At 75.2% G+C, this 18,537-nt stretch carries 19 protein-coding genes; 7 read left to right on the top strand and 12 right to left on the bottom strand.

Annotation, left to right across the window (positions count from 1 at the left end; translation table 11 throughout):
- Positions 1–3: 3 nt before the first annotated feature.
- The 3 genes from ACFV0O_RS20430 (at position 4) to hypE (ending at position 2,568) form a co-directional block, all read left to right on the top strand.
- Complete coding sequence (locus ACFV0O_RS20430; protein ID WP_360255369.1) at positions 4–348, top strand: HypC/HybG/HupF family hydrogenase formation chaperone; 345 nt, start codon at positions 4–6, stop codon at positions 346–348.
- Complete coding sequence (gene hypD / locus ACFV0O_RS20425; protein WP_380343551.1) at positions 345–1,478, top strand: hydrogenase formation protein HypD; 1,134 nt, start codon at positions 345–347, stop codon at positions 1,476–1,478. The genes ACFV0O_RS20430 and hypD overlap by 4 nt, the downstream gene beginning before the upstream one ends.
- A gap of 100 nt (positions 1,479–1,578) precedes the next feature.
- Complete coding sequence (hypE, locus tag ACFV0O_RS20420) at positions 1,579–2,568, top strand: hydrogenase expression/formation protein HypE (protein ID WP_380343613.1); 990 nt, start codon at positions 1,579–1,581, stop codon at positions 2,566–2,568.
- Between the two features lie 103 nt (positions 2,569–2,671).
- On the opposite strand, the gene ACFV0O_RS20415 is transcribed toward hypE, so the two are convergent.
- Positions 2,672–2,839: a hypothetical protein gene (locus ACFV0O_RS20415; protein WP_380343548.1), complete on the bottom strand. Its 168-nt coding sequence runs from the start codon at positions 2,837–2,839 to the stop codon at positions 2,672–2,674.
- A gap of 326 nt (positions 2,840–3,165) precedes the next feature.
- On the opposite strand from ACFV0O_RS20415, the gene ACFV0O_RS20410 reads away from it, so the two are divergent.
- Complete coding sequence (locus tag ACFV0O_RS20410) at positions 3,166–3,894, top strand: hypothetical protein (RefSeq protein WP_360255364.1); 729 nt, start codon at positions 3,166–3,168, stop codon at positions 3,892–3,894.
- 32 nt (positions 3,895–3,926) lie between these two features.
- Here ACFV0O_RS20410 and ACFV0O_RS20405 read toward each other — a convergent pair whose 3' ends face one another.
- The 4 genes from ACFV0O_RS20405 to ACFV0O_RS20390 all read right to left on the bottom strand — a co-directional run bounded on the left by ACFV0O_RS20405 (position 3,927) and on the right by ACFV0O_RS20390 (position 7,145).
- Positions 3,927–4,748 (bottom strand): hypothetical protein, encoded by an 822-nt coding sequence (locus ACFV0O_RS20405; protein ID WP_380343544.1) that lies wholly within the window; start codon positions 4,746–4,748, stop codon positions 3,927–3,929.
- Positions 4,749–4,832: 84 nt separating this feature from the next.
- Positions 4,833–5,135, bottom strand: coding sequence for a hypothetical protein (locus ACFV0O_RS20400; protein WP_380343542.1), 303 nt, complete (start codon positions 5,133–5,135; stop codon positions 4,833–4,835).
- A 116-nt stretch (positions 5,136–5,251) separates the two neighbouring features.
- Positions 5,252–6,295: an NAD(P)-dependent alcohol dehydrogenase gene (locus ACFV0O_RS20395; protein WP_380343539.1), complete on the bottom strand. Its 1,044-nt coding sequence runs from the start codon at positions 6,293–6,295 to the stop codon at positions 5,252–5,254.
- Between the two features lie 142 nt (positions 6,296–6,437).
- Positions 6,438–7,145 carry a prolyl oligopeptidase family serine peptidase gene (locus ACFV0O_RS20390; protein WP_380343536.1) on the bottom strand — a complete coding sequence of 236 codons (708 nt, stop codon included), beginning with the start codon at positions 7,143–7,145 and terminating at the stop codon, positions 6,438–6,440.
- A gap of 262 nt (positions 7,146–7,407) precedes the next feature.
- Here ACFV0O_RS20390 and ACFV0O_RS20385 point away from each other — a divergent pair, with 262 nt between their 5' ends.
- The gene (locus ACFV0O_RS20385; protein ID WP_380343534.1) at positions 7,408–7,899 is read left to right on the top strand and encodes a signal peptide protein; all 492 of its coding nucleotides are present in this window, start codon (positions 7,408–7,410) and stop codon (positions 7,897–7,899) included.
- A gap of 49 nt (positions 7,900–7,948) precedes the next feature.
- Here the strand turns inward: ACFV0O_RS20385 and ACFV0O_RS20380 are convergent, their stop codons facing one another.
- From ACFV0O_RS20380 to ACFV0O_RS20350, 7 genes are all read right to left on the bottom strand, one after another.
- Positions 7,949–9,043, bottom strand: coding sequence for an LLM class flavin-dependent oxidoreductase (locus tag ACFV0O_RS20380; protein WP_380343532.1), 1,095 nt, complete (start codon positions 9,041–9,043; stop codon positions 7,949–7,951).
- 85 nt (positions 9,044–9,128) lie between these two features.
- Positions 9,129–10,154 carry an LLM class F420-dependent oxidoreductase gene (locus ACFV0O_RS20375; RefSeq protein WP_380343529.1) on the bottom strand — a complete coding sequence of 342 codons (1,026 nt, stop codon included), beginning with the start codon at positions 10,152–10,154 and terminating at the stop codon, positions 9,129–9,131.
- Positions 10,155–10,255: 101 nt separating this feature from the next.
- Positions 10,256–11,872: an ABC transporter substrate-binding protein gene (locus ACFV0O_RS20370; RefSeq protein ID WP_380343527.1), complete on the bottom strand. Its 1,617-nt coding sequence runs from the start codon at positions 11,870–11,872 to the stop codon at positions 10,256–10,258.
- A gap of 109 nt (positions 11,873–11,981) precedes the next feature.
- Positions 11,982–12,848: an ABC transporter ATP-binding protein gene (locus tag ACFV0O_RS20365; RefSeq protein WP_380343524.1), complete on the bottom strand. Its 867-nt coding sequence runs from the start codon at positions 12,846–12,848 to the stop codon at positions 11,982–11,984.
- Positions 12,845–13,699, bottom strand: coding sequence for an ABC transporter ATP-binding protein (locus ACFV0O_RS20360; RefSeq protein WP_380343521.1), 855 nt, complete (start codon positions 13,697–13,699; stop codon positions 12,845–12,847). The genes ACFV0O_RS20365 and ACFV0O_RS20360 overlap by 4 nt, the downstream gene beginning before the upstream one ends.
- Positions 13,696–14,580 (bottom strand): ABC transporter permease, encoded by an 885-nt coding sequence (locus tag ACFV0O_RS20355; protein WP_380343519.1) that lies wholly within the window; start codon positions 14,578–14,580, stop codon positions 13,696–13,698. Before ACFV0O_RS20355 ends, ACFV0O_RS20360 begins: the two co-directional genes overlap by 4 nt.
- A 1-nt stretch (position 14,581) precedes the next feature.
- Complete coding sequence (locus tag ACFV0O_RS20350; RefSeq protein ID WP_380343516.1) at positions 14,582–15,526, bottom strand: ABC transporter permease; 945 nt, start codon at positions 15,524–15,526, stop codon at positions 14,582–14,584.
- 822 nt (positions 15,527–16,348) lie between these two features.
- Here ACFV0O_RS20350 and ACFV0O_RS20345 point away from each other — a divergent pair.
- Together ACFV0O_RS20345 and ACFV0O_RS20340 are read left to right on the top strand one after the other, a co-directional pair.
- Positions 16,349–17,266: a LuxR C-terminal-related transcriptional regulator gene (locus tag ACFV0O_RS20345; protein WP_380343513.1), complete on the top strand. Its 918-nt coding sequence runs from the start codon at positions 16,349–16,351 to the stop codon at positions 17,264–17,266.
- A gap of 380 nt (positions 17,267–17,646) precedes the next feature.
- Positions 17,647–18,537 (top strand): hypothetical protein, encoded by an 891-nt coding sequence (locus ACFV0O_RS20340; protein ID WP_380343511.1) that lies wholly within the window; start codon positions 17,647–17,649, stop codon positions 18,535–18,537.

The following is an 18,537-nucleotide window of genomic DNA, read 5'->3' as shown; positions in this document are numbered from 1 at the left end:
CGGATGTGCCTGGCGGTGCCCGGCAGGGTAACGGAGATCGGGGAGCGCGACGGGACCCGGATGGCGGTCATGGACTTCGGCGGGGTGGTCAAGGACGTGTGCCTGGAGTACCTGCCCGACCTGGCGGTGGGCGACTACGCCATCGTCCACGTCGGCTTCGCGCTGCAACGGCTGGACGAGGAGTCGGCCCGGCGCACCCTCGCCCTGTTCGAGGAACTCGGGCTGCTGCAGGAGGAGTTCGGCGACCCGTGGGAAGCGGCGGGGGAATGGCGGGACCCGGGGGAGCGGGACCGGGAGGCGTCGGGGGAACCGGGCGCGGGGCGAGCGGCTGAGGAGGCCGGACGGTGAAGTACCTGGAGGAGTTCCGCAACCCGGAGCTGGCGGAGGGCCTGCTCGCCGACATCAGGGCCACGGTCACCCGGCCGTGGGCACTGATGGAGGTGTGCGGCGGCCAGACGCACAGCATCATCCGGCACGCCATCGACCAACTCCTGCCGGAGGAAGTCGAGTTGATCCACGGCCCGGGGTGCCCGGTGTGCGTCACCCCGCTGGAGATGATCGACCGCGCGCTGGCGATCGCCGCCCGGCCCGGCGTGATCTTCTGCTCCTTCGGGGACATGCTGCGGGTGCCCGGCACCGACCGGGACCTGTTCCGGGTCCGCGGTGAGGGCGGCGACGTCCGGGTGGTCTACTCGCCGCTCGACGCGCTGCGGATCGCGCGGGAGAACCCGGACCGGGAGGTCGTCTTCTTCGGCATCGGCTTCGAGACCACCGCGCCGCCGAACGCGATGGCCGTCCACCTGGCCCGCAAGGAGGGCCTGCGGAACTTCAGCATGCTGGTCTCGCACGTCCGGGTGCCGCCGGCGATCGACGCGATCATGGAGTCACCGGACTGCCGGGTCCAGGGCTTCCTCGCCGCCGGGCACGTGTGCAGCGTGATGGGCACCGACGAGTACCCGGCGCTCGCCGACCGCCACCGGGTGCCGATCGTGGTCACCGGCTTCGAACCGCTGGACATCCTGGAGGGGATCCGGCGCACCGTACGGCAGTTGGAACGCGGCGAGCACACCGTCGACAACGCCTACCCGCGGGCCGTCCGGCCCGAGGGCAACCCGGCGGCCCGCGCCATGCTGGAGGACGTCTTCGAGGTGGCCGACCGCGCCTGGCGCGGCATCGGCGTCATCCCGCTCAGCGGCTGGCGGCTCGCGCCGCACTACCGGGACCACGACGCCGAACACCGCTTCGACGTCGCCGGGATCACCACCCGCGAACCCGCCGCCTGCCGGGCCGGCGAAGTGCTGCAGGGCCTGCTCAAGCCCCACCAGTGCGAGGCCTTCGGCACCGCGTGCACCCCGCGCACCCCGCTCGGGGCCACCATGGTCTCCAGCGAGGGGGCCTGCGCCGCCTACTACCTCTACCGGCGGCTGGGCGCGCCGGCCGCACCCGCCCCGGCCCAGGAGGCGACCCCCGTTGGCTGACACCGAGATCCTCAACGGGACGGCTCCCGACGCCCCGGCCGCCCCCGACTTCTCCGGCTGGAGCTGCCCGCTGCCGCTGCGCGACCACCCCCGGGTGGTGATGGGGCACGGCGGCGGCGGGGCGCTGTCCGCCGAACTGGTGGAGAACCTCTTCGCGCCGGCCTTCGGCGGACCGGCCCTCGCCGGGCTCGGCGACTCCGCCGTCCTGCGGCTCGGCGGGGCCAGGCTCGCCTTCTCCACCGACTCCTACGTCGTACGTCCGCTGTTCTTCCCGGGCGGCTGCATCGGGGACCTCGCCGTCAACGGCACGGTCAACGACCTCGCGATGAGCGGGGCGCGGGCGGCGTACCTGTCCTGCGGGTTCATCCTGGAGGAGGGCGTGGAGATGGCCGTGGTGGACCGGGTGGCACGGGCGCTCGGCGCCGCCGCCCGGACCGCCGGGGTCGAGGTGGTCACCGGGGACACCAAGGTGGTCGAGGCCGGGCGCGGGGACGGGATCTACCTGAACACCGCCGGCATCGGACTCGTCCCCGCCGGGGTCGACATCCGGCCCCAGCGGGCCGTCCCCGGCGACGTGGTGATCGTCAGCGGGCCCATCGGGCTGCACGGGATCGCGATCATGAGCGTCCGGGAGGGCCTGGAGTTCGGGGTCGAGGTGCGCAGCGACTGCGCGGCGCTCGGCGGCCTGGTCGACACGATGCTGGCCGTCACCCCCGACCTGCACGTCCTGCGCGACCCCACCCGGGGCGGGCTGGCCGCGGCGCTCAACGAGATCGCCGCGGCGTCCGGGGTCGGCGTGACGCTGGACGAGCGGGCCGTCCCCGTCCCCGACGCGGTGGCCAACGCCTGCGCCCTGCTGGGCCTGGACCCGATGTACGTCGCCAACGAGGGCAAGCTGGTGGCCTTCGTGCCGCGTGGCGAGGCGGACGCGGTCCTCGCCGCCATGCGCGCCCACCCGCTGGGCGCGGAGGCGGTGGTGATCGGCGAGTGCGTCGAGGACCATCCCGGGATGGTCGTCGCGCGCACCGGCTTCGGCGGCACCCGGGTGGTGGACCTGCCGATGGGCGAGCAGCTGCCGCGGATCTGCTGACGACGCGGCGCACGGCCGCAGGGCTGCACGGCCGCTCGGCCGCCTCGGGAGGCCGCCTCCGGGGCGGCCGAGCGGGTCCGGGAGCGGCCGGAGCCGTGCGGCGTCAGCGGCGGCCGAAGAGCCTGGCGAGCCAGCCCCCGCCCGTCCGCTCCTGCGCGGTGCAGGCGCACCGGGCCGACGCGGGCACGCCCGCCAGGACCTGCTCCACGTGCATCCCGCATCCGGCGTAGGTCGGCTTCCCGCAGCGTCGACAGGCGACTCGTCGGCACATGCCGCTCTCCTTCGTTCTGGCTCCCCGGGTGGGAACGCCCTGACCAATATACCCCCCGGGGTAATTTTCCCGCAGTGCCGGCCCGCGTGCCCGCCGGTGGGCCCCCCGCGTGCCCGCCCGAGCGGCCGCCGCGGCCCGAGCCCGGCCGGGTCCGCGGAATCCCGATACGCTGAGCGAGGAGGCCCCGGCGCGTCCGAGACCGGCGACCGGGCCGTCGCGGCATGGTGCGGAGGTGCGAGGTGCCGGAAGGCGACAGGGGGCGACGGCGCTGGGTCCGGCGTTCCGGAGCGGCTGCCGCGCACGGCGGCTGACGGGACGGCGCGACGGTGAGCTCCGCGGACCCCACGATCGAGGTGAACCTCACCGTGCCCAACCACGGCATCGGCCTGTGGATGGTCGGCGCGTTCGTCCTCACCTTCGTGGGCACCCGCGTGATCACCCGACTGATCCGGGCCGGCCGCGGCCCCTTCCGCAACGTCGAGGTCGGCGGCACCCACGTCCACCACCAGGTGTACGGCATCCTCGCCATGCTGATCGCCGGCGCCATGGAGTTCGCCTACCGGCCGGACACACCCGGCGCGCAGATCCTGGCCGCGCTGTTCGGCGCCGGTGCCGCGCTCACGCTCGACGAGTACGCGCTCTGGCTGCACCTGGAGGACGTCTACTGGACGCACGAGGGGCGCAAGTCCGTCGACGCCGCCTTCCTGGCGGTGGGGGTCGGCCTGCTGCTGGTGGCCGGGTTCAACCCGTTCTCCGACGTCGGCCACGGCGCCGCCGCCCACCTGGCCTTCGCGGTCGTGCTGCTGGTCGACCTGGTCTTCTCCGTCGGGGCGATCCTCAAGGGCAAGACGGCGCTCGGAGTGATCGGACTGCTGGTGCCCCTGGTCGCGCCGGTCGCCTGCCTGCGCCTGGCCAAGCCCGACTCGCCGTGGGCCCGCTGGCGCTACCGGCCGGGCTCACGCCGGGCCGAACGGGCGCTGCGCCGCTACCCGGCCGGGCGGCGGACCCGGATGGACGCCCTGAAGGACTTCGTCGGCGGCGTCCCCCGGCAGTGAGGGACCGACGGTGAGGTCCCGGCGGTGCGGGGTCAGCCCAGGAACCGGCGCAGCGAATCCGCCAGGGACCGCACGAAGCGCTCCCGGACCCGCTCGGGGACCAGGTCGAGCGACAGGTAGGGGTTGAGGTCCTCCAGCTCGACGAGGAGCAGCCGCCCGTCCGGCGCCCGGCAGGCGTCCACCCGCTGGATCCCGTGGTCGAGCGTGTTCCACGCGACGAAGCGCCGCGCGAAGTCGAGGTCCGCCGCGGTCGGCTCGTACGGCTCCAGCACCCAGCGCCGGTCCGGGTCGGGTGCGTGGAGGGCGTACTGGAACTCGTCGTCCACGAAGTAGAAGGAGACCTCGTAGGCGAAGTCGATCCGCGGCTGGACCAGCAGGCCGCCCCACTCGACGCCGCCCAGCTCGGCGCGGGTGAGGAAGCGCAGGCCTATGCTGTCGGCGCCCTCCTCGGGCTTGACCGCGTAGTGGTCGACGACGGGCAGCAGGGGGAGGTCCTGCGGGCGGTCGACGGTCGGGATGACCGGGTGACCGGCCGCGGTGAGGTCCAGGAGGTACCGCTTCCCGGCCATGTCGCCCCGCCCGGTCAACGGGTTGTAGACCCGCACGCCGCCGGACAGGGCCTCGGCGCGGAACCGGTCGTACTCCTCCCGGTAGTGCAGCACCGGCCCGCTGTTGCGTACCACGACCGCGTCGAAGCGCGCCATCAGGGCCCGCGCGTCGAGCGGGTGGCACAGCGCGAGGTCGAACCACTCCCGCAGCCGGGAGGTCAGGAACACGTCCTCGTCGCCGTAGCGCCGCCCGGCGGCCGGGTAGGCGAGGTCGGTCACGTACAGCAGGCTGGGCCGGTCGGGCACGGGGAACTCCGTCGGTCGGTGGCGGGGGAGCGAATCTACCGACCGGCCGGGACGGTCACCGTACCGGCCCGCTGCACCGGGGCCTCAGCCCTCGAAGGACCGCTCCTCCAGCAGGTCGAGGTTGCGGAACGACGGCGGGCCCTCGCACAGCGCCGCGACCTGCGAAGCGAACTCGGCGGTCTCCGGCCGGGCGGAGTTCTCCATCGCCACCTCGTGCGAGGGGAACTCCACGATGTTCAGGTACACGTCCTCGCCGTCGCGGTCACGGGTCTGCAGGGCCCGCGTCGCCAGACGGTGGCCCGCGTTCTTCTCGACCCAGCTGTCGAGCAGGGCGTTGAACTCGTCGATGCGACGGGTCCGGTACTCGATGATCTGGATGAACCTCACGGCTCGACCTCCTCGGCCTGGCACGGGACTTCGGCTGCCCCCTCCAGCGTCGCCCCGCAGCGCGGGCGCTGCCACCGCGATCGGGGCCGGCCGGGGACCACCGGCGCCGAACCCGGTCAGACGGTGGCGGCGTCGATGACGAAGCGGTAGCGGACGTCGCTGCGGAGGACCCGCTCGTAGGCCTCGTTGACCTGGTCGGCGCGGATCGTCTCGATCTCGGCCGCCACCCCGTGCCCGGCGCAGAAGTCCAGCATCTCCTGGGTCTCCGCGATTCCGCCGATGCCCGAACTGCTCAGGCTGCGGCGGTTCCCGCTGAGGGACTGCAGTTCGACGTGCACCGGGTCCTCGGGCAGGCCGAGGTTGACCAGCGCGCCGTCGGTTCGCAGCAGCGAGAAGTAGGCGGCGAAGTCGAGCGGGGCGGACACGGTGTTCAGGACGAGGTCGAAGCGGCCCGCGAGCTCCTCGAAGGTCGCCGGGTCGGCGGTGGCGTGGTAGTGGTCGGCGCCCAGCCGCAGGCCGTCGTCCTTCTTCCGCAGGGACTGCGAGAGCACGGTGACCTCGGCGCCGAGCGCGTGCGCGATCCGTACGCCCAGGTGACCGAGGCCGCCGAGGCCGACGACGGCGACCCTGCTGCCGGGACCGGCGTTCCAGTGCCGCAGCGGGGAGTAGGCGGTGATGCCCGCGCACAGCAGCGGGGCCGCCACGTCCAGCGACAGGGCGTCCGGGACGCGCACGACGTAGTTCTCGTCGACGACGACGGTCCGCGCGTAGCCGCCGTACGTGGGCCGGCCGTCCCTGCCGACGGAGTTGTACGTCCACACCGGGCCGTCGGCGCAGTATTGTTCCAGGCCGGCCCGGCAGTTCGCGCACAACCGGCAGGAGTCGACCATGCAGCCGACGCCGACCCGGGCACCGACGTCGAAGGCCGTCACGCGGGAGCCCCGCGCGGCGACGACCCCGGCGATTTCGTGGCCGGGCACCATCGGGAAGATCGCGGCGCCCCAGCCCTCGTGGACCTGGTGGATGTCGGAGTGGCAGATGCCGACGAAGGCGATGTCGATCAGGACGTCGTGCTCGCCGACCGCGCGGCGCTCGATGGTCGTCGGGCCCAGCCGGGCCCCGGCGGCGGGGGCGGCGTAGGCGGCAACGGTCGTGGTCATGGCGGCTCACACCCTTCGGTGGGGATCCCTCCGCGGCGCCCGGCGGAGACGGGCCACCGGGTGGGCGGACTCCCGTCGGGCCCCTTGTCGGCGCCCGGGCACCGGGCGGCTCCCGCACCGGTGCCCGGGCGGCCGACCGGCCTCAGGGCCCGGCGGCCGGGGCGGGGGCCGGGACCGTTCCCCGGCCGTGCGGGTCGGTGCGGGACCGGGCGAGCAGCCAGGCGTAGACCTCGGGGTCGTCGTACGTCCGGGTCCAGGAGTCGTGGCCGACCCCCGGGTAGCGGGTGAAGCGCACCGGGGCGCCCAGCTCCCGCAGCGCGTCGACCAACCGCTCGGTGTGCGCGAACGGGATGACCTCGTCCTCCTCCCCGTGGAAGGTCCACACCGGCACGGTCGCGAGGCGGGGCGCGGACTCGGGCAGCCAGGAACCGCACACCGGCACGGCGGCGGCGAACCGGTGCGGGTACCGGGCGGCGAGCGCCCACGAGCCGGTGCCGCCCATGCTGAGGCCGGTCACGTACCGACGGTCCGGGTCGATCCGGAACTCCCGGCCCACCTCCTCCACCAGCCCGGCGAGGGCGCTCAGCTCCGCCACCCAGGAACTGTGGGCCGGGCACTGCGGGGCCACCACGACGAACGGCAGCCGCGCCCCCTCGGTGATCTGCCGCACCGGTCCGTGCGTGGCCAGGACCGCCGGGTCCTCCCCGCGCTCCAGCGCGCCGTGCAGGAAGAGCAGCAGCGGCCACGGCCCGGGCCCGTCCCGGTACCCGTCCGGCAGGGACACGACGTACCCCAGGTCGTTTCCGTCGTCGTCGACGGCGAACCGGCGGTGCTGGAACGGTGCGGACATCGGTTTCCTCCCGAACGGCCGGGTGACGGGGCGGGACCGCCCCCCACAGCCCTACCCGGCCGGAGCCCCCGGCCCTCCCGGGCGTCGGGGGGAAGTCGGGGGACGTCTGGGGAAGTCGGCGGGAGGTCGGCGGGGCGGGCCGCACGGCGGGGCTGCGCGGCGGCGCGGATGCGCGTTGCGCCGTCGGAGTGCAGGGTGGACGGGTACGCCGCGGCCTCCGGTGGATTTCCGGGGCAGCCGAGAACGATCGAAAGAGGCCCCCATGCCGACCACGAAGCTCCTCGGCCGGGCTCTGGCCCTGACCGCCCTCGCCGTCCTGCCGGCCGCCGCGTTCACGCTGCCCTCGTCGGCGGCCGCCGCGGTGGCGTCCGCCCCGCAGGCGCCGGCCGTCGCCGTGCCGGTCTCCTTCGTCGACCTGCCCGGCAGCCCGCTGCCGACCGACCACGCCGCGCACCGGATCACCGTCACCTACCGCAACGGCACCGGGGCGGACCAGACCGTCGCCCCGCAGATCCTGGTCGAGTCGCCGGACCGGGGGCCCTTCCTCAGCCCGTCGGACGTCCGGCTGGAGGTCCTGAGCGGCGGCCACTGGAGGACCGTGCCGCTGGCCAGCCAGACCGGGACCCTGTACACCGGTCTCACCTCGGCGAAGCTGGTCCTCCACAGCCACCACACCCTCACCCAGCACTACCGGCTCACCGTGCTCCGGACCTCGCCGGGCACGGTCCAGCCCCGGGTGGCGCTGTACGCCTGACGGGCGACGGACCGTGCACTTACGGACCGGGCGATTACGGACCGTGCACTCACCAGCCGCGGCGGTCGGCCGGGGTGCCGTGGCCGGCCCGCAGGTGACGGACGAGGGTGCGGCGCAGCTCCCGGTCGTGGTCGGTCTCCACCGGGAGGTCGAGCTGGACGATGTCCACGCCCGCCGACCGGAGGAGCCCGATGCGGGCGGCGACCGTGGCCGGGGAGCCGGTGTAGGCGGCGGTGAGGGAGCGGCGCACGTAGGCGGCGACCTGCTCGTCGCCGTGGGCCGGGTCGGAGCGGCCCCGCTCGCGGTCCCGGTCGAGTTGGACGGCCTCCCGCCAGCGACCGCCGGCGCCGCCGGAGGTGAGGCGCAGGGCGTCCCGGCGCAGGCGGCGGACGCGGTCGCGGGCCTCCTCGTCGGTGTCGGCGAGGACGACGGTGATGTGCCGCCAGATCCGCAGGGACCGGCCGTGGGCGGCGGCCGCGGCGCGGGCCTGGGCGATCCGCCGCCGGGTGTCGGGCAGCGGCAGGGGGCTGACGGCGTACACCTGCGCGTAGCGGGCCGCGAGGTCGAGGCCCTGCGGTGAGGACCCGCCGAAGGAGAGCAGTTCGCCGCCCGGCCGCGGGTGCAGGCCGGGGCGGGCGTCGGCCACGGTGTAGAACTCGCCCTCGTGGTCGATGTCCCGGTCGGCGGCGAGGTAGCGGGTGAACAGGTCGAGGTACTCCTCGGCGCGGCGGTAGCGCTCGGCCTTGTCGAGGAGGTCGCCGTCGCGGGCCGTGTCGCGGTCGCTGGAGCCGATGACGACGTGCGCCGCCGCCCGTCCGCCGGACAGGCGGTCCAGGGTCGCCAGGGAGCGGGCCGCCACGGTCGGCGCGGTGGTACCGACCCGGTGGGCGACGGCGACGCGCAGCCGGGTGGTGGCGGCCAGCGCCCAGGAGGCCACCAGCCAGGGGTCGGGCCACGAGCTGGACTGCACCACCAGGGCGCTGTCCAGCCCGTCCTCCTCGTTCTCGCGTGCGGTGCGGGTGACGTACGCGGGGTCGGCGGTGCGGTCGCGGCCGTCGGGGGCCCAGCGCAGGGCCTGGCGCTCCTGCGGGGTGCTGCCGGGCACGGGGGCGGCGCGGACCCCGCCGCGGATCTCCAGGGGCACGGACTCTCCTCGGATGGGAATCGGGACGGAACGGCGGCGGGGCGGGTGGTGGTGATGGGCGGTGGTGGGGTGGGGCGGTGGTGGGTCAGCGGGCGGCGGGGCCGAGCCGGGCCAGGGTGTCGAGCAGCTTCGCCCGGCTGACGAACACCTCCGGCGGCAGCGACACGTACAGCTGGATCGTGGTGACGCCCGGGCGGTGGTAGGCCAGGATGCGCTCGCGGCACTCCTCCGGGGAGCCGCTGACGAACAGCCCGTCGACCACCTCGTCCGGCAGGGCCTTCTGGGCGCCCTCCGGGTCCCCCGAGGTCCACAGGCGGTGCGTCTCGGCGAGCAACTCGCCGTGGCCCAGCCACTCGTGGAACTTCCGGTACGGCTCGCGGTTGAGGATCCAGGCCAGGAAGGGCCGGGTGGCGCGGTGCGCGTAGTCGGTGTCCTCGGTGGGGCAGACGAAGACCTTCACCACCAGCTCCTTGCCGGGCGGCTGCGGGCCGACGGTCTCCAGGATCTTCGGCACGTCGTGCGGGAACAGCAGGTTGGTGATGGCGCCGTCCCCCTCGGTGAAGCCGAGCCGGAGCATGTTGGGCCGCAGGGCGCCCAGGATCACCTTGACCGGCTCGGCCGGCGGGTGCGGCAGCCGGTAGCCGGTGATGTCGAAGGTGTCGAACCCGCCGGTGACGTACTCGCCGCGCAGCGCCCGGGTGACGAAGCGCAGCACGTCCCGGGTGCGCTTGAACGGTTCGTCGAACGGAATGCCGTTGATGTCGGTGACGTGGGCGGGGACCGAGGCGCCGATGCCCAGCAGGAGCCGGCCGGGGGCGAGTTGGGCGAGCGTTGCGGCGGTCTGGGCGAGCACCGCCGGGCCGCGGGTGTGCACCGGGACGATGCCGGTGGCGATCCGCAGCGACGGGGACCACGCCGCCGTGGCGGCCAGCGGGGTGAAGGCATCGGTGCCGCCACCCTCGGCGCTCCACACGTCGGTGTAGCCGAGGTCGGGCAGCCGCTCGACCAGGAAGCGGTGCCGGTCGATGGTCAGTCCCGGCAGGGGCAGCGTGATGCCCCACTTGGGTGGCTCGGCCTCGGGGTGGTGGTGCGGCGGGTACGGGGTGGTCATCGGACGGGTGTCCTTCCTGGGCGCTCTGTGCTTCGGTGCTTCGGTGCCGGGGTGCTTCGGTGCGGGGGTGGGGGCGGGGTGGGATGTCGTGCGGGCGGGGCTCAGCCGACCCAGACCGTGGTGAGGTCGAGGAACCACGACTGCGGCTGCACCAGCCCGTGGACCTTCGGCGAAAGGGCCCGCGGGTTGCGGTCGTTGACGACGAACAGCCAGGGCGCGTCCTGGGTGACGAGCGTGAGGGCCTTGCGGTACCCGGCCTGCCGGGCGGCTTGGTCGGCGTCGGCGGCCGAGGCCGCCAGCAACCCGTCGACCTGCGGGTTCGCGTAGTGGCCCGTCCAGAACGGGCTCCCGGAACCGATGAACAGCGGCAGCAGCGCCTCGGACTGGAACAGCGTGGTGGACTGGGCGACGGCATCGGAGCCGAGTGCCACCTGGCCCTTGGCCTCGGCGCCGATCAGGGTGGTCCAGTCGGTGGTGCGCAGTTCGACCCGGATGCCGACGGCGGCGAGGTCCCGCTGGAGGGCCTCGGCGATCGGCACCGGCAGCAGGTTGCCGCTGCCGCCGGTGGGCACGGTGACGGAGGTGGCGAAGCCGTTCGGGACGCCGGCCTCGGCGAGCAACTGCCGGGCCTTTGCAGGGTCGTAGGAGTAGGTGTCGCCGGCGGGGTCGTAGGCGGCGGTGGCCCGCGGCGCGGCCTGGTAGGCGGGGTCGGCGGTGCCGTGCAGCAGCTTGTCGGCGATGGCCTTGCGGTCGATCGCGTAGTTGGCGGCCCGGCGCACCAGCGGGTTGTTCCAGGGTGCCTTGGACGTGTCCAGGATCCAGTACCAGAGGTGGTCGTAGCTGTTGGTGGCGATCGTGACGCCGTCCGACGTCAGGCTCTCGATGTCGTCCGGGTTCGGGTACTCGATCCAGTTGGCGCCGCCGGAGCGCAGGGCCGCGGTGCGGGCGGCGGCGTCCGGCAGCGCCTTGATCACCAGCCGATCGAGCCTGGGGGCGCCACGCCAGTAGTCCTTGTTGGCGGCGAGCTCGATCTGCTGGCCCTCGGTCTGTGAGACGAAGCTGAACGGGCCGGTGCCGACCGGGTGTTGGGCGAAGTTCGCCGAGCCGGACCTGCGGACGGCGGTGGGGCTGGCGATCAGGACGTGCGCGAGGTCCTCGGGGAAGTGGCCGTTGGGCTCCTTGGTGACCAGTTCGACGTGCTCGGCGTCGGTCTTGCGGTAGGAGACGATGTCGCCCGCGTACTCCGCGGCGGCGGCGCCCAGGGCGTCGGTGTACTCGGGGCTGCCCTTGTCGAGGTAGCGCGCCAGGTTGAAGACCACGGCGTCGGCGTCGAAGGGGGTGCCGTCCTGGAACTTCACGTCCTTGCGGAGGGTGAACGTCCAGGTCCTGCGGTCGGCCGCGACCTGCCAGTCGGTGGCGAGGGCGCCGGTGACCACCGGCGGCTTGTCGGTGCCCTTGAGCAACTCGTAGCGGGTCAGGCCCTCGTAGAGCTGGAAGGAGACCAGGCGCTTGCCCTCGAAACCCGCGCCGCCGATCACGGTGTCGGTGTTGGGCAGCTTGCCGGTGGCGCCGATGACCAGTGTCCCGCCGCGGCCGTCACCGCCGCCCGCCCCGGTCGAGCCGCCGTCGGACCCCGCGCAGCCGGCGGCTGCGGCGAGCAGGGCGACGGCGGCCGGCAGGGCGACGGCTCTGGAGCGGATGCGGGCGGTGCGGTTCATGGTGATTCCTCGTCGGTTCGGTGGTGCGTCTGCGGTGCGTCTGCGGTGCGGCTGTGGTGCGGCTGTGGTTCGTCGGGGGAGGGCGGTCGCGTGGGCGTGGGCGTGGGCGTCAGGGCGCGGACGGGGCGGCGCCGGTGGCGGCTTCCAGCAGGGCCCGGGTGTACGGGTGCGCGGGGGAGTCCCAGAGACGGTCGGCGGGGCCCTCCTCGACCACCCGGCCCGCCCGCAGCACCAGCACCCGGTGGGCGAGATGACGGACGACGGCGAGGTCGTGGGAGATGAACAGGTAGGCCAGGCCCGTGCGTTCACGCAGACCGGTGAGCAGGTCGAGCAGCCGGGCCTGCACGCTGCGGTCCAGGGCGGACGTGGGCTCGTCGCAGACCAGCAGCTCCGGCCCGGTGGCCAGCGCCCGGGCGACGGCCACCCGCTGCAGCTGCCCGCCGGACAGCTCCCGCGGGTAGCGGGCGGCGAGTGCGGGCTCCAGACCGACCTGGGCGAAGAGCCGGGCGACTTCCGCGGCACGCTCGGCGCGCGGCGTGCCGTGCAGCCGCAGGACGAAGGCGACCGCCTCCCCGGCCCGCAGGCTCGGGTTGAGCGAGCCGCGCGGGTGCTGCGGGACGAACTGCAGCCGGCCCCGCAGCGCGCGGTCGGCGCGCCCGCGCAGCCGGTACGGGTCGCGGCCCGCGAAGCGGACGCTGCCGGAGTCGGGGGAGAGCAGGCCCAGGGCGAGGCGGGCCATGGTGGACTTCCCGGAGCCGGACTCGCCGACCAGGCCGACGGTCTCGCCGGGGGCGACGCGGAGGCTGACCCCTGCCAGGGCCGTCCGGTCGCCGAAGCGCTTGCCGACGGCGTCGAGGGCGAGCAGGGGGGCCTCGGTGGTGGGTGCGGGCCGGTGGTCGGCCGCGGTGTGGGGGCCGGTCGGGCGCTGGTCGGTCGCGGTGTGCAGGCCGGCGGCGGTGCGGGGGTCGGTGCTCATCGGCGGGCTCCCGGTTCGGCGGCCACCAGGGCGGCGGTGAAGGCGTGGTCGGGCTCGCGGAGCACCCGCTCGGCCGGGCCGAGTTCGACGACCCGCCCGGCCCGCATGACCGCCACCGTGCCGCCGATCCGCCGGGCCACCGCGAGGTCGTGGGTGACCAGCAGCAGCGCGATGCCGCAGTCGGCGCGCAGGGTGGTGAACAGGTCCAGGATCCGGCCGCGGACCAGGGCGTCCAGCGCGGTGGTCGGCTCGTCGGCGATCAGCAGCTCCGGCCCGCAGCAGATCGCGAGGGCGATCGCGGCGCGCTGGCGCAGGCCGCCGGAGAGTTCGTGCGGGTACGCCCGGGCGACCCGCTCCGGATCCGGGACGCCGGCGGTGGCGAGCAGCCCGGGGACGGCGGCACGGGCGGCCCGACGGCCGTCGGCTACCCCGTGCCGGCGCAGCACCTCGGCGAGCTGCGGGCCGATCCGGCGCAGCGGGTCGAGCGAGGAGCTCGGGTCCTGCGGCACGTAGCCGATGCGCCGGCCGCGGACGTCGGAGAGCGCGCGTTCGTCGAGCGTCCGCAGGTCCGTCCCGGCGAGGCGGACGGTGCCGCTCACGGCAGCGCCGCGCCCGGGCAGGCCCAGCACCGTCCGGGCGACGGTGGTCTTGCCGCTGCCGGACTCGCCGAGCAGCACCAGGGCGCCGCCGGCCCGCAGCGCGAGGGACACCCCGTCGACGGCCCGGACGCCGCTGGGGTACGTGACGCCCAGACCGTCGATCTCCAGCAGTGCGCCCGTCCGGTCACCCGATGCGCGGTTCGTCGGGCCGGCCGATCCACCGTTCGTCGGGCCACCCTTTCCGTGGCTCATCGGGTCACCTGCTTCGCGGCTCGCCGGGCCGCCGCCGGGGTGGCCCGTGGCAGGTGGGCGGCGGCGTCGCCGATGCGGGTGCGCAGCGCCTCGCCGAGGGTGTTGAACACGACCGAGACCGCGAGGATGACGAGGGCCGGCAGCACCGCCACCCAGGGATGGGTGAGCAGGGCGGGCCGCAGCTCGTCCAGCATCGCGCCCCACTCGGCGGTGGGCGGGGCGACGCCGAGCCCGAGGAAGGACAGCCCCGCGGCGTACACGACGGCGAGCCCCACCAGCGACGAGGCGTACACGAGCACCACCGGCGCCACCACGGGGACGACCTGACGGAGCACCAGCGCGCCCCAGCCGGCGCCGCTGACCCGGGCCGCCTCCAGGTACTCGGAGCTGCGGATCCGCCGGGTCTCGGTGAACGCGACCCGGGCGACCGCGGGGGTGAGCACCACGGACAGCGCCAGCACCGTCGCGCCCAGGCCGGGGGTGAGCAGCGAGGCGACGGCGATCGCCAGCAGCACCCCGGGGAACGCGTAGAGCACGTCCAGCGTGCGCAGCAGGGCCTGCTCGGTGAGGCGGCCGCCGAGCCCCGCCGCGATGCCGAGCAGCGTCCCGGCGACGGTGGCGACCGTGACCGGCACGAGCCCGCCGGTGAGCGAGGCACGCCCGCCCCAGACCAGACGGCTCAGCAGGTCGCGGCCCTGGCCGTCGGTGCCGAGGAGGTGGCCCGGGCTGCCGGGGTCGAGCAACCGGTCCGCGAGCCGTCCGGCGGCCGGGTCGTACGGCGCGACCAGCGGTGCGGCGAGGGCGAGCAGGAGCAGCAGTACGGCGAGCGCACCGGAGAGAACCAGGCCCGCGTTCCGCCCGGTCCACCGGGTCGGTGTCATGTCAGACCCTCACCCTCGGGTCGATCGCCGCGTGCGCCGCGTCCACCAGGAGGTTGACGCCGACGAACGCGACCGCCACCACCAGCACCCCGCCCTGCACCAGGGGCAGGTCGCGGGCGGTGAGCGCGTCGTACAGCAGCCGGCCGATACCGGGCCAGGCGAACAGGGTCTCCACGAAGACCACCCCCTCCAGCAGGTAGGCGAGTTGCAGGCCGCCGATGGTCAGCAGCGCGGGCGAGGCGTTGTGCACGCAGTGCCGCAGCACGGCGGCCGGGCGCAGACCGCGGGCGCGCAGCGAGTCGGCCAACTCGCCGGCCAGGACGGTGCCCAGCGCGGCCCGGAACACCCGGGCGGTGAGGCCGAGCGGCACGAGCGCGGCCGCGACGGCGGGCAGCACCAGGTGCCTGGCCAGGTCGGCCGGGCCGCCGGAACCGAACACGTCGTGCGTGCCGCCGGCCGGCAGCCAGCGCAGGCCGACCGCGAAGACGGCGATCAGCAGCAGCGCCACCGAGTACTGCGGCGCGGACACCGCGAGGGTGGACAACGCCCCGGAGATCCGCCCACCGGGGCCGCGCGGGCGCAGCGCACCCACCGCGCCGAGTGCCACCCCGCCCGCCAGCACCAGCAGGAACGCGGCCCCGGTCAGGGTGAGGGTCCGGCCGAGCGCGGGGAGCAGGAGGTCGGCGACCGGGCGCTGTCCGGAGACGGACGTACCGAGGTCGCCGGTGAGCGCGTGGCCGAGCCAGTCGACGTAGCGGACGGGCAACGGCTGGTCCAGGCCCAGCCGTTCGGTGAGTTCCCGCCGCGCTCCGGGCGGCGCTCCCGGGCCGAGGAAGGCGGCGACCGGGTCGCCGGGGACGAGCGCGACGGTCGCGAAGACGACGGCGGTGACGCCGAGCAGCGTGGGGACGGCCAGCAGGAGCCGGCGCAGCAGGAACCGGGTCACCCGTCGGCCCTCCGGGGCGGGGCGCCGGACGGGCCGGCGGTGGGCCGGTGGGGCGGTGCGGGCATGGTCCTGCTGCTCCTTCGGGAGTCGGGCGTGTCGGGAGTCGGGCGCGTGTCAGGGATCGGGCGCGTGTCAGGGATCGGGCGTGTCAGGGGTCGGGTGTGCGGAGGGGAGAGGGCCGAGGGACGGGTGTGTCAGGGGTCGGGTGTGCGGAGGGGAGAGGGCCGAGGGTCGGGTGTGCGGGCGGTCCGGTGGGCCGGGCCGTCGGTTCGGCCCCGGGGCGGGGGCGGTCGGCGCGTGTCCGGGGTCGTCAGCGGAACTCGGGTGCCGTCAGCGGGAGTCGGAGCACCGCCGCGGCGGCCGCGGTCGCTTGGAGGAGCGTTGCGGATGCACGGCCCGGACAGCCAGTCAGTTCCTGGTGCTGTTACTCCCGGTCACAGGATCCGTGGGTGGCGGGAGTGCCGCTGCCCGGGCCGCCGGGGCCCGGTCCTGTCCTTGACCAGCACAAGGAACCGGACCTAGGGTTCCCCGCATGGCTATTCGGCGGACCGGCTTCACCTTGGTCGGGATCGGCGGCTCGTGGCACCGAAGGTGTTTCGACGAGTCCTGTCGATCGCGCTCCACGCGCTGACCGCCCCGGTCCACACCCGCCGCGGTCGGCGCCCCCTCCTCACCCGGAATCCATGCCCGACGCCCGTCCGCGTCGCCGGCGGAGCCCTGTCGCAGCACACCGCGTCCACGGGGCCGACCAGCCACCAGCTAGGGGGACCGCATCGCCATGCCACGCCACAGACGTCCGACCTCCGTCCCCGGAGGTGCCCGATGGCAGCAGTGAGCACCTTCGCCGCCCCGGCCGGCCCTCGGGGCCGCCGGCTTCCCGCCCGCCGCGGCGCCTGCGGCGGCCCCGGCCCGGGGGACGCCCCCGGAACCGGGCCGGCCCGGCCGCGGGCCGAGATCGACAACCCGCTGGACCTGATCGCCGGTCACCAGCTGCTGGCCGAACCGGCACCGCCCGCCCCCGGCCGGGCCGACGCCGGCTGCGGCTGCGGCCACCCGATGTGCGTGGACGAGGACCGCGACCGCACCGCGCTCGCCCGGGTGTTCCTGGTCGAGCGGCACTCGGTGGCCAGCGCCGGGCTGCGCAGCGTGCTGGCCACCGCGCCCGGACTGGCGGTGGTCGGCTCCACCGGTGACCCGCTGCGCGCCGTGGCGGCCGTGCACCGCATCGCCCCCGACGTCGTCCTGCTCGGCCGCGGGGCGAGCCTGGAGGAGGACCTGGCGGCCGTGGTGGCGCTGCGCGGACCCGACGGGGCACCCGACGCCCGGGTCCTGCTGCTGCGCCGGGCCGAGTCGACCGCCGAGGCGAGCCGGATGCTGCTGGCCGGAGCCAGCGGGTGCTTCCCGCTCGACCTCGCGGGGGAACGGATCATCGGCGCGGTCCAACTCGTCGCGGCCGGCGGGTCGGTGTTCCTGCCGGCGCCGCCGCCCGCCCGGACCCATGCGGCGGCACCCGCCCGGCACCTCGGCGAACTGCCGCCGCAGCAGGCCGGGCTGACCGAGCGCGAGCGCGAGGTGCTCGTCGAGCTCGGGCACGGGCTGAGCAACGCCGAGATCGGGCGTGAACTCGCCCTGGCCGAGGCCACCGTGAAGAAGCACCTCACCCAGGCCATGCGCAAGATCGGGCAGCCCGACCGGCTGCGCGCCGCGCTCTACGCCCACCGCCACGGGCTCGCCGGATAGGTCCGGCTCCCACGCACGCACCGCCCGAGGGCGGGTCCCGCCGGTACGCGGGGCCCGCCCTTCGTGGTGTCCGCCCTTCACGGTCTCCGGCTTCGGCCGTGCCGCAGTGTCGCCGTGTCGCCGTGTCGTCGTGCCGTCGTGCCGCCGTTCGCCGTGTCGCCGTGCCGTCGTGCCGTCGTGCCGCCGTGCCGCCGTTCGCCGTGCCCCGGCTCCCGGAGGGCGGGGCGCCGGGCGACCTTCGGAGCATCCGCACGGCGACGATCGGCGCCCTGACCGGCGCCGTTCGGGGCTACCGAGCCGGTCGGGCCGCTTCGTAGCGTGGCGGGAACGACGACGACACGACGGTCCGAAGGATCGTTCAGCCGAAGGGAGATGGCCCGATGGGGGGTGTGTCCGACGGGACGGGCGGTGCGACCGGCTCCGGTGGCCGGGCGGGCGGCGAGGCCGGGCCGCGCACGGCGGTCCTGGCCGCCGGCGCGGGCCGACGGCGCCCCGGTGCGGAGCAGCCGAGGTCGCCGTACCGCGCGATGCCGGACGCCGAGCGGTCCGCGCTCTGGCGGCAGCGGCTGCACGAGGCCGAGGCCGGGTTGACGCGGTACCTGGTGTCCCGCGGGGACGAACTGCACCTCACCGACTGGTTCGTCCTGCAGTCCGAGCTCTTCGCGGACCTGCCCGAGCGGGACGCGCCGGCCGTCGAGTGGCAGCGGGTGTTCTTCCGCGACCAGGCATTGATGGAACGTTTCCTCGTCCTCCGCTACGGCGAGGAGGTGCTCGGCGACTGGGCGCGCTCCAACGCCGAGGTGCACCGCGACGTCGAGCCCGACCACGGCCGGGGCGCCGCTGACCCGATCCACCGGATCGCCCGGCAGGCCGAACTGTACGGCTCGGACTACGAGTTCGACGACGACGCGGAGCCCGGCCCCGAGCACGCCGGGCTCACCATCACGCACTGCGCGATCTGGGACTACCGCGAGAAGGCCCGTCGCTCGGGCGTCCGACTGACCCTCGCCTCGCCCTGCACCTACTGCACCGAGGCGCTGTCCGCCAACATCCGCGCCAAGGGCTACCGGCCCGCGCACCGGCTGACGCACGGTCCGACCGGCCACGGCTGCCGCTGGGAGTGCACCGCCGCGAGCGCGGACGGCTCGCCGGCCGGGGACGTCCGGCCCGGGGGAGCCGCCCGGCCTGCGGAGCCCGCGGAGCCCGCCGCGCCCGCTCCGCCTTCCGGCCCCGCCGGACCCACCGTCACCGACGAACCCGGGGAGTCCTGA

The organism is Kitasatospora sp. NPDC059577 (assembly GCF_042735475.1).
Classification (GTDB): domain Bacteria; phylum Actinomycetota; class Actinomycetes; order Streptomycetales; family Streptomycetaceae; genus Kitasatospora.
The sequence above is the reverse complement of the archived record's forward strand: the minus strand, read 5'-3'. Positions and strand labels throughout refer to the sequence as shown.